10 protein-coding genes and 1 tRNA gene are annotated in these 14083 nt (G+C 67.0%); all 11 read left to right on the forward strand.

The genetic code is table 11. The features are described 5' to 3' along the window. The first annotated feature begins 2 nt into the window (after window positions 1–2). The 11 genes from AFM16_RS23310 to AFM16_RS23365 all read left to right on the forward strand — a co-directional run bounded on the left by AFM16_RS23310 (window position 3) and on the right by AFM16_RS23365 (window position 14050). Window positions 3–75: transfer RNA gene (locus AFM16_RS23310), tRNA-Trp, on the forward strand. Window positions 76–183: 108 nt separating this feature from the next. Continuing rightward, window positions 184–471, forward strand: coding sequence for a preprotein translocase subunit SecE (gene secE, locus AFM16_RS23315; protein WP_030788344.1), 288 nt, complete (start codon window positions 184–186; stop codon window positions 469–471). 79 nt (window positions 472–550) lie between these two features. After that, window positions 551–1432 carry a transcription termination/antitermination protein NusG gene (nusG, locus tag AFM16_RS23320; protein ID WP_030788343.1) on the forward strand — a complete coding sequence of 294 codons (882 nt, stop codon included), beginning with the start codon at window positions 551–553 and terminating at the stop codon, window positions 1430–1432. Between the two features lie 165 nt (window positions 1433–1597). Beyond that, complete coding sequence (rplK, locus tag AFM16_RS23325; RefSeq protein ID WP_030317334.1) at window positions 1598–2032, forward strand: 50S ribosomal protein L11; 435 nt, start codon at window positions 1598–1600, stop codon at window positions 2030–2032. Between the two features lie 78 nt (window positions 2033–2110). Beyond that, window positions 2111–2836, forward strand: a complete 726-nt coding sequence (rplA, locus tag AFM16_RS23330; protein ID WP_030788341.1) for a 50S ribosomal protein L1 — start codon at window positions 2111–2113, stop codon at window positions 2834–2836. 174 nt (window positions 2837–3010) lie between these two features. Continuing rightward, on the forward strand, window positions 3011–3916 hold the full coding sequence (locus AFM16_RS23335; protein WP_030788339.1) for an SCO4651 family lipoprotein: 906 nt from the start codon (window positions 3011–3013) through the stop codon (window positions 3914–3916). Between the two features lie 293 nt (window positions 3917–4209). Beyond that, window positions 4210–4740, forward strand: coding sequence for a 50S ribosomal protein L10 (gene rplJ, locus AFM16_RS23340; RefSeq protein ID WP_030788337.1), 531 nt, complete (start codon window positions 4210–4212; stop codon window positions 4738–4740). 126 nt (window positions 4741–4866) lie between these two features. Then, a complete protein-coding gene (gene rplL / locus AFM16_RS23345) occupies window positions 4867–5250 on the forward strand; it encodes a 50S ribosomal protein L7/L12 (protein WP_078634521.1) in 384 nt (127 codons plus the stop codon). A 558-nt stretch (window positions 5251–5808) separates the two neighbouring features. Beyond that, window positions 5809–9294 carry a DNA-directed RNA polymerase subunit beta gene (rpoB, locus tag AFM16_RS23355; RefSeq protein WP_030788332.1) on the forward strand — a complete coding sequence of 1162 codons (3486 nt, stop codon included), beginning with the start codon at window positions 5809–5811 and terminating at the stop codon, window positions 9292–9294. Between the two features lie 97 nt (window positions 9295–9391). Next, the gene (locus AFM16_RS23360; RefSeq protein WP_030788329.1) at window positions 9392–13291 is read left to right on the forward strand and encodes a DNA-directed RNA polymerase subunit beta'; all 3900 of its coding nucleotides are present in this window, start codon (window positions 9392–9394) and stop codon (window positions 13289–13291) included. A 231-nt stretch (window positions 13292–13522) separates the two neighbouring features. After that, complete coding sequence (locus AFM16_RS23365; protein ID WP_179123303.1) at window positions 13523–14050, forward strand: DUF1707 and DUF4190 domain-containing protein; 528 nt, start codon at window positions 13523–13525, stop codon at window positions 14048–14050. The last annotated feature ends 33 nt before the right edge of the window (window positions 14051–14083 follow it).

Raw genomic sequence — 14083 nt, forward strand, 5'->3', positions numbered from 1 at the left:
AAAGGGTCGTAGCTCAATTGGTAGAGCACTGGTCTCCAAAACCAGCGGTTGGGGGTTCAAGTCCCTCCGGCCCTGCTACACACACCTTCGCCAGGATGTGTGCGCATGTACGTACAGCAATGCACCGCCGTGCGGCTCAGACCGGGCGCGGCACGGCCACGACCCGGGAACAGGTGAGGACGAATGGCGGATGCCGTGGGCTCCATCGACACGCCTGATGCCCAGGACGAAGTGCCTGAGGCGAAGAAGAAGGGCCGCAAGGGCGGCAAGCGCGCCAAGAAGGGCCCGCTGAAGCGTCTCGCCCTCTTCTACCGCCAGATCGTGGCGGAACTCCGCAAGGTCGTCTGGCCCACGCGGAGTCAGTTGACCACTTACACGACCGTGGTGATCGTCTTCGTGGTCGTCATGATCGGCCTGGTGACCGTGATTGACTATGGACTCAGCCACGTCGCCAAGTACGTCTTCGGCTGAGCCAAGAGCGAAGGGCGCCGGGTGATCGGCGCCCCTTTCGCGTGTTCCACCCCCATGTATCCAGGAAGAAGCAGCCACCGTGTCTGACCAGAACCTGAACGACGCCATCGAGCCCGACGACGTCGACGACGAGCTCGACATCGTCGAGGGCGCTGACGAGGACCTGGACGAGTTCGAGGCTGCCGACGCCGAGGCGGGCGAGCCGGCCGAGGAAGCCGCGCTCCACGCCGAGGACGAGGACGAGGACACCGAGGCGGCCGCCGAGGACGCGACCGAGGCCGAAGCCGACGTCGAGGTGGACGAGGCCGAGGTCGAGGTCGAGGAAGAAGAGCCGGCCGAGCCCGTCGACCCCGTCGCCGCCCTGCGTGAGGAACTGCGCACCCTCCCCGGCGAGTGGTACGTCATCCACACCTACGCCGGCTACGAGAACCGCGTGAAGACCAACCTGGAGCAGCGCGCCGTCTCGCTGAACGTCGAGGACTACATCTTCCAGGCCGAGGTGCCGCAGGAAGAGGTCGTCCAGATCAAGAACGGCGACCGCAAGACGATCCGCCAGAACAAGCTCCCGGGCTACGTCCTGGTGCGCATGGACCTGACGAACGAGTCCTGGGGCGTCGTCCGCAACACCCCCGGCGTCACCGGCTTCGTGGGCAACGCCTACGACCCGTACCCGCTGACCCTGGACGAGATCGTCAAGATGCTCGCCCCGGAGGCCGAGGAGAAGGCCGCCCGCGAGGCCGCCGAGGCCGAGGGCAAGCCCGCCCCGCAGCGCAAGGTCGAGGTCCAGGTGCTGGACTTCGAGGTCGGCGACTCGGTCACCGTCACCGACGGCCCCTTCGCCACCCTCCAGGCCACGATCAACGAGATCAACGCCGACTCGAAGAAGGTCAAGGGCCTCGTCGAGATCTTCGGCCGCGAGACCCCGGTCGAGCTGAGCTTCGACCAGATCCAGAAGAACTAGTTCTGGACCACACGCCTCCGATCAGGTCAGACAGGCTGCCGAAGCCGGTCTGACCTGCTCGGTTTTTGGCCGCACACCTATACCCGTTATCGTTGTGCGGTATGCCTGCGTCCGGGTTGTCCCCCGAACGCAGGCAGGACCCGAACCGAAAGGACCCGGAGAGCTATGCCTCCCAAGAAGAAGAAGGTCACGGGGCTCATCAAGCTCCAGATCCAGGCCGGCGCCGCCAACCCGGCTCCGCCGGTCGGCCCGGCGCTGGGTCAGCACGGCGTGAACATCATGGAGTTCTGCAAGGCCTACAACGCCGCGACCGAGTCGCAGCGTGGCTGGGTGATCCCGGTGGAGATCACGGTCTACGAGGACCGCTCCTTCACCTTCATCACCAAGACGCCGCCGGCCGCCAAGATGATCCTCAAGGCCGCGGGCATCGAGAAGGGCTCCGGCGAGCCGCACAAGACCAAGGTCGCCAAGATCACCGAGGCGCAGGTCCGCGAGATCGCCACGACCAAGCTGCCCGACCTCAACGCCAACGACCTGGACGCCGCCGCGAAGATCATCGCCGGTACCGCGCGTTCCATGGGCGTCACCGTCGAGGGCTGACCTCACCCCCGTACCCAGCAGTAGTGGCAGGGCCTGCTCGGCCCGTACCACGACTCCTCAGAATCACCAGGAGCAGTAGTGAGCAAGCGCAGCAAGTCTCTCCGCGCTGCGGACGCCAAGATCGACCGGGAGAAGCTCTACGCCCCGCTCGAGGCCGTCCGTCTCGCCAAGGAGACCTCCACGAGCAAGTTCGACGGCACCGTCGAGGTCGCCTTCCGCCTGGGTGTCGACCCGCGCAAGGCCGACCAGATGGTCCGTGGCACCGTGAACCTGCCGCACGGCACCGGCAAGACCGCCCGGGTCCTGGTCTTCGCGACCGGTGACCGTGCTGCGGCCGCGGAGGCCGCGGGCGCCGACATCGTCGGCTCCGACGAACTGATCGACGAGGTCGCGAAGGGCCGTCTGGACTTCGACGCCGTCGTCGCCACGCCGGACCTCATGGGCAAGGTCGGCCGCCTCGGCCGCGTGCTCGGTCCCCGTGGCCTGATGCCGAACCCGAAGACCGGCACGGTCACCCCGGACACGGCCAAGGCCGTGACCGAGATCAAGGGCGGCAAGATCGAGTTCCGCGTCGACAAGCACTCGAACCTGCACTTCATCATCGGCAAGACGTCGTTCGACGACACCAAGCTGGTGGAGAACTACGGCGCGGCCCTGGAGGAGATCCTCCGTCTGAAGCCGTCCGCCGCCAAGGGTCGTTACATCAAGAAGGCCGCGATCAGCAGCACGATCGGCCCCGGCATCCAGGTCGACCCGAACCGCACCCGCAACCTCCTCGTCGAGGAGGACCCGGCCGCGGTCTGATTCGTCGACTCGTCGAAGTCGTACGGCTCACAGCAGTCGGTGACGAGCCCCGCAACCTTTCGAGGTGCGGGGCTCGTCCCTTTTTCCGTACGACTCTTCCGTACGACCTATTGCGCACGGGTGTCAGCGCCGTGCGTTAGCGTGCGGACACAGGATTCCTTGGGGGTGGAGCGAATGAAGAGCACGACTCTGCGGCGTGCCGGTCTGACCATCGCGGCGGTGACCGTGCTGAGCGCGGTGACCGGCTGTAGCTCGGGGGGCTCAGGGGGCTCGGAGGGATCGAAGGGCTCCGGCGGTTCCGGCAAGGACGGGGCCGCGCGGTTCTCGCCGCTGGCCGCCCTGCGCAGCGCCGAGAAGTCCACCGACGCCGCCGACTCCGCGAAGGTCGAGTCGAGCACGACCATGGGCTCGGTGATGTCGATGACCGCCGACGGCGCGCTCGGCTGGGGCGACGGCCTCACCGGCACGCTCACCATCACCTACACCGGCGGCACCATGGCCGAGACGATGCGGCAGACCGGCAGCACCTCCATGGAGGCCCGCTATCTGCCCGACGCGTACTACGCCAAGATGGGCGACGCCTTCGCGGCGCAGGCCGGCGGCAAGCACTGGATCAAGTACGCGTACGACGACCTGGAGACCCTCGCGGGCGGCTCGGGCGCCTATCTCAAGGACCAGATGCAGAACACCACCCCGAACCAGTCGGTGAAGCTCCTGCTGGCCTCCGGGGACGTGCGCAAGGTCGGCGAGGAGAAGGTCCGCGGCCAGCAGACCACGCACTACTCGGGCACGGTCGACGTGGCCGACCTGGCCTCGAAGAACTCCAACCTCAGCCAGAAGCAGCTCGACGACCTGAAGAAGCAGCTCGACCAGGCCGGTGTCACCACCGAGACCGTCGACATCTGGGTCAACGACGACGATCTGCTGGTCAAGAAGGTCGAGAAGGGCGAGACCACGGCCGGCGCCTTCACCCAGACCGCGTACTACAGCGACTACGGCACCCCGGTGAGCGCCGAGGAGCCCCCGGCGAGCGACACCGCGGACTTCGCGGAGCTGGTCCAGCAGGGCGGGGCCTCTTAGGTCCGCCCGGCCCCGTACGGGCGGATTTGCTTGCCGGCGTCCGCCTCCCGTACTCTCCTACAGAAGCCAAAGACCGCTGGTCGTTGCCGTGCTCTCGCAAGAGGGGACGGTGGCCGAAGGATCCGCTGATACGCGGACGACCCGCGCAGGTGACTGTGGAAGTTGCTCCCGGCCCGGAATCCGTACTGGATGCCGTTCCGGTCGAGTCACGCCCCGTGCGCCTGCGCCGGGGCGTTTCGTTTTGCCAGCCCCTTCTGAGCGGTCCTCATCACCCGGAAGGAGGCCGACGCTCTATGGCAAGGCCCGACAAGGCTGCCGCGGTAGCCGAGCTGACGGAAGCGTTCCGCAGCTCGAACGCCGCTGTGCTGACCGAGTACCGGGGTCTCACCGTGGCGCAGCTCAAGACGCTGCGTCGTTCGCTCGGTGAGAACGCCCAGTACGCCGTGGTGAAGAACACGCTGACCAAGATTGCGGCCAACGAGGCCGGGATCACCTCGCTCGACGACCTGTTCAACGGTCCGACGGCGGTCGCCTTCGTCACCGGTGACCCGGTGGTGTCGGCGAAGGGTCTTCGTGACTTCGCCAAGGACAACCCGAACCTCGTCATCAAGGGCGGTGTCCTTGACGGCAAGGCGCTGTCCGCCGACGAGATCAAGAAGCTTGCGGACCTCGAGTCCCGCGAGGTTCTGCTCGCCAAGCTGGCGGGTGCCTTCAAGGGCAAGCAGACGCAGGCTGCGCAGCTCTTCCAGGCGCTCCCCTCGAAGGTCGTCCGTACCGTGGACGCCCTTCGCGCCAAGCGCGACGAGCAGGGCGGTGCCGAGTAACTCGGCTCGCAGCATGACCGCAGCCTGAGGCAGTCCGCCTGAGGCACGCGGTCACAGCGGGCCGATCGTACGCCCGCCAGACATGTACATCCGGCACCAGCCGAATTAGTGGAAGGATCGCCCACCATGGCGAAGCTCAGCCAGGAAGACCTGCTCGCGCAGTTCGACGAGATGACCCTCATCGAGCTCTCCGAGTTCGTGAAGGCGTTCGAGGACCGCTTCGACGTCACCGCCGCCGCCGCGGTCGCCGTTGCCGGCCCCGCCGTCCCCGGCGCCCCGGCCGAGGCCGCTGAGGAGAAGGACGAGTTCGACGTCGTCCTGACCGGCGCCGGCGACAAGAAGATCCAGGTCATCAAGGTCGTGCGTGAGCTGACCTCCCTGGGTCTCAAGGAGGCCAAGGACCTCGTGGACGGCGCCCCGAAGCCCGTTCTCGAGAAGGTCGCCAAGGACGCCGCGGAGAAGGCCGCCGAGGCCCTCAAGGGCGCCGGCGCCTCCGTCGAGGTCAAGTAACACCCCGCGGTCGGCGACGACCGCGAGCAAAGGCTGAAACAACCCCCTCGGGGGCTGTAACGCCGGTGCACCGAAGAGCGATCATCCATCCGGGTGGTCGCTCTTCGTCGTTCCCGGAGCGCGGCCGCGGTTGCCTCGAAGCCGCGTGAGCGGGGGGTATGGTGATCTTCGTCGTGTCTCCCGAGCATCCCGGTTCGGCAGGGGGGCCTTGACGAACCGCACGCAGCGCGCAATTCTCAGGACGCGTCGTCACAAGGATCCGAATCCGAGGCATGGATCGACGGCGAAGAGGGCAGTATCACCGTGCGTCGAGGGCAAGCAGACCGAGGGCGTTGAGAACAACGAGGGTCTCGAAAAACCCGCACTGGACATCAGTGTGCCAAGTGGCTACACTGACCCTTTGCGCTGCCTGTTAGCTGTCCCCTGCCCGTCACCAGGGGCATGCCCTCACTTGAGCATTGACGATCAGAGTGCCTCCCATCTGGGATCTCTGTCTCTGTGCGCGGGAGAGGGACCGGTACGCGCGTAGTGAGTCCGAGCCCTCGGAAGGACCCCCTCTTGGCCGCCTCGCGCAACGCCTCGACCGCGAATACGAACAACGGCGCCAGCACCGCCCCGCTGCGCATCTCTTTTGCAAAGATCAAGGAGCCTCTCGAGGTTCCGAACCTGCTCGCGCTGCAGACCGAGAGCTTCGACTGGCTGCTCGGCAACACCGCCTGGCAGAGTCGGGTCGAGGAGGCTCTGGAGAACGGTCAGGACGTCCCCACCAAGTCCGGCCTCGAAGAGATCTTCGAGGAGATCTCCCCGATCGAGGACTTCTCCGGGTCGATGTCGCTGACCTTCCGCGACCACCGTTTCGAGCCGCCGAAGAACAGCATCGACGAGTGCAAGGACCGCGACTTCACGTACGCGGCCCCGCTGTTCGTGACGGCCGAGTTCACCAACAACGAGACCGGCGAGATCAAGTCCCAGACGGTCTTCATGGGCGACTTCCCGCTCATGACCAACAAGGGCACCTTCGTCATCAACGGCACCGAGCGTGTCGTCGTGTCGCAGCTCGTCCGGTCGCCGGGTGTCTACTTCGACTCCTCGATCGACAAGACCTCCGACAAGGACATCTTCTCGGCCAAGATCATCCCCTCCCGGGGTGCCTGGCTGGAGATGGAGATCGACAAGCGCGACATGGTCGGTGTCCGCATCGACCGCAAGCGCAAGCAGTCGGTCACCGTCCTCCTGAAGGCGCTCGGCTGGACCACCGAGCAGATCCTCGAGGAGTTCGGCGAGTACGAGTCCATGCGCGCCACCCTGGAGAAGGACCACACCCAGGGCCAGGACGACGCGCTCTTGGACATCTACCGCAAGCTGCGTCCGGGCGAGCCCCCCACGCGTGAGGCCGCGCAGACGCTGCTCGAGAACCTCTACTTCAACCCCAAGCGCTACGACCTCGCCAAGGTCGGCCGCTACAAGGTCAACAAGAAGCTGGCCGCGGACGCGCCCCTCGACGCCGGTGTCCTGACCGTCGAGGACGTCATCGCGACCATCAAGTACCTGGTCAAGCTGCACGCCGGCGAGACCGAGACGGTCGGGGACAACGGCCAGACGATCGTCGTCGAGACCGACGACATCGACCACTTCGGCAACCGTCGTCTGCGCAGCGTCGGCGAGCTCATCCAGAACCAGGTCCGCACGGGTCTGGCTCGTATGGAGCGCGTCGTCCGCGAGCGGATGACGACCCAGGACGTCGAGGCGATCACGCCGCAGACCCTGATCAACATCCGGCCGGTCGTCGCCTCCATCAAGGAGTTCTTCGGCACCAGCCAGCTCTCGCAGTTCATGGACCAGAACAACCCGCTGTCGGGTCTCACCCACAAGCGCCGTCTGTCGGCTCTTGGCCCGGGTGGTCTCTCCCGTGAGCGGGCCGGCTTCGAGGTCCGTGACGTGCACCCCTCGCACTACGGCCGCATGTGCCCGATCGAGACGCCCGAAGGCCCGAACATCGGTCTGATCGGCTCGCTCGCCTCCTACGGCCGGGTCAACGCGTTCGGTTTCGTCGAGACCCCGTACCGCAAGGTCGTCGACGGCCAGGTCACCGACGAGGTGGACTACCTGACCGCCGACGAGGAGGACCGCTTCGTCATCGCGCAGGCCAACGCCACGCTCAACGACGATCTCCGGTTCGAGGAGTCCCGCGTCCTGGTCCGCCGCCGTGGCGGCGAGGTCGACTACGTCCCCGGTGACGACGTGGACTACATGGACGTCTCGCCGCGCCAGATGGTGTCGGTCGCGACCGCCATGATCCCGTTCCTCGAGCACGACGACGCCAACCGTGCCCTCATGGGCGCGAACATGATGCGCCAGGCCGTGCCGCTCATCAAGAGCGAGTCCCCGCTCGTCGGCACCGGCATGGAGTACCGCTCCGCCGTCGACGCCGGCGACGTGGTCAAGGCCGAGAAGGCGGGTGTCGTCCAGGAGGTCTCCGCGGACTACATCACCACCGCCAACGACGACGGCACGTACATCACGTACCGCCTGGCCAAGTTCGCCCGCTCCAACCAGGGCACCTCGGTCAACCAGAAGGTCATCGTCAACGAGGGCGACCGGATCATCGAGGGCCAGGTCCTGGCCGACGGTCCGGCCACCGAGAACGGCGAGATGGCCCTCGGCAAGAACCTGCTGGTCGCGTTCATGCCGTGGGAGGGTCACAACTACGAGGACGCGATCATCCTGTCGCAGCGCCTCGTGCAGGACGACGTCCTCTCCTCGATCCACATCGAGGAGCACGAGGTCGACGCCCGTGACACCAAGCTGGGCCCCGAGGAGATCACCCGGGACATCCCGAACGTCTCCGAGGAGGTCCTCGCCGACCTCGACGAGCGCGGCATCATCCGCATCGGCGCCGAGGTCACCGCCGGTGACATCCTCGTCGGCAAGGTCACGCCCAAGGGTGAGACCGAGCTGACGCCGGAGGAGCGCCTGCTGCGCGCGATCTTCGGTGAGAAGGCCCGTGAGGTCCGTGACACCTCGCTGAAGGTGCCGCACGGCGAGACCGGCAAGGTCATCGGCGTGCGCGTCTTCGACCGCGAGGAGGGCGACGAACTGCCGCCCGGCGTCAACCAGCTCGTGCGTGTGTATGTTGCGCAGAAGCGCAAGATCACGGACGGCGACAAGCTCGCCGGCCGGCACGGCAACAAGGGTGTCATCTCCAAGATCCTGCCCATCGAGGACATGCCGTTCCTCGAGGACGGGACCCCGGTCGACATCATCCTCAACCCGCTCGGTGTGCCGTCCCGAATGAACCCGGGACAGGTGCTGGAGATCCACCTCGGCTGGCTCGCCAGCCGCGGCTGGGACGTCTCCGGTCTCGCCGACGAGTGGGCGCAGCGCCTCCAGGCCATCGGCGCCGACCAGGTCGCCCCGGGCACCAACGTCGCCACCCCGGTCTTCGACGGCGCCCGTGAGGACGAGCTGGCGGGTCTGCTCCAGCACACCATCCCGAACCGCGACGGCGAGCGCATGGTGCTCCCGTCCGGCAAGGCGCGGCTGTTCGACGGCCGTAGCGGTGAGCCGTTCCCGGACCCGATCTCGGTCGGCTACATGTACATCCTGAAGCTGCACCACCTGGTCGACGACAAGCTGCACGCCCGCTCGACCGGTCCGTACTCCATGATCACCCAGCAGCCGCTGGGTGGTAAGGCCCAGTTCGGTGGCCAGCGCTTCGGTGAGATGGAGGTGTGGGCGCTGGAGGCGTACGGCGCCGCCTACGCCCTCCAGGAGCTGCTGACCATCAAGTCCGACGACGTGACCGGCCGCGTGAAGGTCTACGAGGCCATCGTCAAGGGCGAGAACATCCCCGAGCCCGGCATCCCCGAGTCCTTCAAGGTGCTCATCAAGGAGATGCAGTCTCTCTGCCTGAACGTGGAGGTGCTGTCCAGCGACGGTATGTCCATCGAGATGCGTGACACCGACGAGGACGTCTTCCGCGCGGCGGAGGAGCTCGGCATCGACCTGTCCCGGCGCGAGCCGAGCAGCGTCGAAGAGGTCTGACGGGAGTTCGGCGGGCCTTGAGCGATCAAGGCCCGCCGGCCCCGGGACCCCCGTTTCAGACCCCAAGACTTACAACCCTGAGAGGGATTGACGCATAGTGCTCGACGTCAACTTCTTCGACGAGCTCCGGATCGGCCTGGCCACCGCGGACGACATCCGTCAGTGGAGCCACGGCGAGGTCAAGAAGCCCGAGACGATCAACTACCGCACGCTCAAGCCCGAAAAGGACGGACTCTTCTGCGAGAAGATCTTCGGTCCGACCCGGGACTGGGAGTGCTACTGCGGCAAGTACAAGCGCGTCCGCTTCAAGGGCATCATCTGTGAGCGCTGCGGCGTCGAGGTGACCCGCGCCAAGGTGCGCCGTGAGCGGATGGGCCACATCGAACTGGCCGCCCCCGTCACCCACATCTGGTACTTCAAGGGCGTCCCCAGCCGGCTGGGCTACCTGCTCGACCTGGCTCCCAAGGACCTCGAGAAGGTCATCTACTTCGCGGCGTACATGATCACGTACGTCGACGAGGAGCGCCGTACGCGTGACCTGCCCTCCCTGGAGGCGCACGTCTCCGTCGAGCGGCAGCAGATCGAGAACCGCCGGGACGCCGACCTGGAGGCCCGCGCCAAGAAGCTCGAGACCGACCTGGCCGAGCTCGAGGCCGAGGGTGCCAAGGCCGATGTCCGCCGCAAGGTGCGCGAAGGCGCCGAGCGGGAGATGAAGCAGCTCCGTGACCGCGCCCAGCGCGAGATCGACCGCCTCGACGAGGTGTGGACCCGCTTCAAGAACCTCAAGGTCCAGGACCTGGAGGGCGACGAGCTGCTCTACCGCGAGCTGCGCGACCGCTTCGGCACGTACTTCGACGGTTCGATGGGTGCCGCGGCGCTGCAGAAGCGCCTGGAGTCCTTCGACCTCGACGAGGAGGCCGAGAAGCTCCGGGAGATCATCCGTACCGGCAAGGGCCAGAAGAAGACCCGTGCGCTCAAGCGCCTCAAGGTCGTCTCCGCGTTCCTGCAGACCAGCAACAGCCCCAAGGGCATGGTGCTGGACTGCGTGCCGGTCATCCCGCCGGACCTGCGTCCGATGGTGCAGCTCGACGGTGGCCGCTTCGCGACCTCCGACCTGAACGACCTGTACCGCCGCGTCATCAACCGCAACAACCGCCTGAAGCGGCTTCTCGACCTCGGCGCGCCCGAGATCATCGTGAACAACGAGAAGCGCATGCTCCAGGAGGCCGTGGACGCGCTCTTCGACAACGGCCGCCGCGGCCGCCCGGTGACGGGCCCCGGCAACCGTCCGCTGAAGTCGCTGTCCGACATGCTCAAGGGCAAGCAGGGCCGCTTCCGTCAGAACCTGCTCGGCAAGCGTGTGGACTACTCCGCGCGTTCCGTGATCGTCGTCGGTCCGCAGCTCAAGCTGCACCAGTGCGGTCTGCCGAAGGCGATGGCGCTGGAGCTGTTCAAGCCGTTCGTGATGAAGCGGCTCGTGGACCTCAACCACGCGCAGAACATCAAGAGCGCCAAGCGCATGGTGGAGCGCGGCCGCACCGTCGTGTACGACGTCCTCGAAGAGGTCATCGCCGAGCACCCGGTGCTGCTGAACCGTGCGCCCACCCTGCACCGCCTCGGCATCCAGGCCTTCGAGCCGCAGCTCGTCGAGGGCAAGGCCATCCAGATCCACCCGCTCGTCTGCACCGCGTTCAACGCGGACTTCGACGGTGACCAGATGGCCGTGCACCTGCCGCTGTCCGCGGAGGCGCAGGCCGAGGCCCGCATCCTGATGCTGTCCTCGAACAACATCCTCAAGCCCGCCGACGGTCGTCCGGTGACGATGCCGACCCAGGACATGGTCCTCGGTCTGTTCTTCCTCACCACCGACGGCGAGCTGCGTGACACCAAGGGCGAGGGCCGGTCCTTCGGCTCCACGGCCGAGGCGATCATGGCGTTCGACGCCGGTGAGCTGGCCCTTCAGTCGGCGATCGACATCCGCTTCCCGGTGGGTACCATCCCGCCGCGCGGCTGGACCCCGCCGGCGCGTGAGGAGGGTGAGCCGGAGTGGCAGCAGGGTGACAGCTTCCGTCTGAAGACCACGCTCGGCCGTGCGCTCTTCAACGAGCTGCTGCCCGAGGACTACCCGTTCGTCGACTACTCGGTGGGCAAGAAGCAGCTCTCCGAGATCGTCAACGACCTGGCCGAGCGCTACCCCAAGGTCATCGTGGCGGCGACGCTCGACAACCTGAAGGCGTCCGGCTTCTTCTGGGCGACCCGTTCCGGTGTCACCGTGGCCATCTCCGACGTCGTCGTTCCCGAGGCGAAGAAGGAGATCGTCCGCGGCTACGAGGCGCAGGACGAGAAGGTCCAGAAGCAGTACGAGCGCGGTCTGATCACCAAGGAAGAGCGCACGCAGGAGCTCATCGCGATCTGGACCAAGGCGACCAACGAGGTCGCCGAGGCGATGAACGAGAACTTCCCCAAGACGAACCCCATCTTCATGATGGTTGACTCGGGTGCCCGAGGAAACATGATGCAGATGCGGCAGATCGCCGGTATGCGTGGTCTGGTGTCGAACGCGAAGAACGAGACCATCCCGCGTCCGATCAAGGCGTCCTTCCGTGAGGGCCTCTCCGTGCTGGAGTACTTCATCTCCACGCACGGTGCCCGTAAGGGTCTGGCGGACACCGCCCTGCGTACCGCCGACTCGGGTTACCTCACCCGTCGTCTGGTGGACGTCTCGCAGGACGTCATCATCCGCGAGGAGGACTGCGGCACCGAGCGCGGTCTCAAGCTGGCCATCGCCGAGCGCGACGAGGCCGGTGTGCTGCGCAAGGCCGACAACGCCGAGACGTCCGTGTACGCGCGCTGCCTCGCCGAGGACATCGTCGTGGACGGCAAGGTGCTCGCTCCGGCGGGCGTCGACCTCGGTGACGTGCTCATCGACCAGCTCGTCGCGGCCGGTGTCGAGGAGGTCAAGACCCGCTCGGTCCTGACCTGCGAGTCCCAGGTCGGCACCTGCGCCATGTGCTACGGCCGTTCGCTGGCCACCGGCAAGCTGGTCGACATCGGTGAGGCGGTCGGCATCATCGCCGCCCAGTCCATCGGTGAGCCCGGTACCCAGCTCACGATGCGTACCTTCCACACCGGTGGTGTGGCCGGTGACGACATCACCCAGGGTCTGCCGCGTGTCGTCGAGCTCTTCGAGGCCCGTACCCCGAAGGGTGTCGCCCCGATCTCCGAGGCCCAGGGCCGCGTGCGGATCGAGGAGACCGAGAAGACCAAGAAGATCGTCATCACGCCGGACGACGGCAGCGACGAGACGGCGTTCCCGATCTCGAAGCGTGCCCGTCTCCTGGTCAGCGAGGGCGAGCACGTCGAGGTGGGCCAGAAGCTCACCGTGGGTGCCACCAACCCGCACGACGTGCTGCGCATCCTGGGTCAGCGTGCCGTCCAGGTCCACCTGGTCGGCGAGGTCCAGAAGGTGTACAACTCGCAGGGTGTGTCGATCCACGACAAGCACATCGAGATCATCATCCGGCAGATGCTGCGCCGGGTGACGATCATCGAGTCGGGCGACGCCGAGCTGCTGCCCGGCGAGCTGGTCGAGCGCTCGAAGTTCGAGGTCGAGAACCGTCGTGTGGTCCAGGAGGGCGGTCACCCGGCCTCCGGTCGTCCGCAGCTCATGGGTATCACCAAGGCCTCGCTGGCGACGGAGTCCTGGCTGTCGGCCGCCTCCTTCCAGGAGACGACCCGAGTGCTGACGGACGCGGCGATCAACGCCAAGTCCGACAGCCTCATCGGCCTCAAGGAGAACGTCATCATCGGTAAGCTCATCCCGGCCGGTACGGGTCTGTCCCGCTACCGCAACATCCGGGTGGAGCCGACCGAGGAGGCCAAGGCCGCGATGTACTCGGCCGTCGGCTACGACGACATCGACTACTCGCCGTTCGGCACGGGCTCCGGCCAGGCCGTTCCGCTGGAGGACTACGACTACGGTCCGTACAACCAGTGAGGCGTCCGTCGAGGCGCCGAGCGGGCTGAGCCACTGAGCACCGCGCGCTGAGGCACAGGAGGGCGGTCACCCGATGGGGGTGACCGCCCTTCGGCGCGCGCGGGGCCGTGGCGACGCTCCACCGGGGCCGAGAGCGCCGTGGGACGGGTCACGGGATGCCCCGGGAACCATCGCGCGACGCCCGGCGTAGGAGAACAATGAAGGCATTCGCGTTCAGCGGGGGAGGTGTCCATGTCGTATCCGTCGCCGTGGCAGGGGCAGAGCGGTCCGCCGATGCTGGCCGCACACGCGGACCGCGAGCGCGCCGTCGATGTGCTCAGAGCGGGTTTCGCCGAGGGACGCCTGCTGCAGACCGAGTTCGAGCGCCGCGTCCAGCGGGCCTACGAGGCGCGGACCGTGGCCGAGCTGTCCCTGCTCGTCGCGGACCTGCCGCAGGGCCCGTCCGCCGTCCAGCAGCAGAACATCCCGCAGGTGATGGCGTACGGCCCGCCCGTGCCCCGCACCTTCCTCCCGGCCCCGCCGCCCACCAACGGCAAGGCGGTGGGCGCCATGATCTGCGGTGTCCTCACCACCATGACCCTCGGCGTCACCGGCATCCCGGCGGTGATCCTCGGGCACACGGCCCGCGGTGAGATCCGCCGCACCGGCGAGGGCGGCGACGGCCTCGCGATGGCCGGGCTCGTCCTCGGCTGGATCTCGGTGGTCGGCTGGGCCTTCTTTCTGGCGATCATGTTCCTGGCGGTCGCCTCGGGCTCCTGAGCGCGACGGCGGGCCCGGCCCAGGGAGCGGCCG

The organism is Streptomyces antibioticus, from assembly GCF_002019855.1.
Classification (GTDB): Bacteria; Actinomycetota; Actinomycetes; order Streptomycetales; family Streptomycetaceae; genus Streptomyces; species Streptomyces antibioticus_B.

Coding starts and splice junctions, on each gene's coding strand:
- secE (WP_030788344.1), top strand. CDS start 184: ATGGCGGATGCCGTGGGCTCCATCGACACGCCTGATGCCCAGGACGAA.
- rplK (WP_030317334.1), top strand. CDS start 1,598: ATGCCTCCCAAGAAGAAGAAGGTCACGGGGCTCATCAAGCTCCAGATC.
- AFM16_RS23335 (WP_030788339.1), top strand. CDS start 3,011: ATGAAGAGCACGACTCTGCGGCGTGCCGGTCTGACCATCGCGGCGGTG.
- rplJ (WP_030788337.1), top strand. CDS start 4,210: ATGGCAAGGCCCGACAAGGCTGCCGCGGTAGCCGAGCTGACGGAAGCG.
- rplL (WP_078634521.1), top strand. CDS start 4,867: ATGGCGAAGCTCAGCCAGGAAGACCTGCTCGCGCAGTTCGACGAGATG.
- AFM16_RS23365 (WP_179123303.1), top strand. CDS start 13,523: ATGTCGTATCCGTCGCCGTGGCAGGGGCAGAGCGGTCCGCCGATGCTG.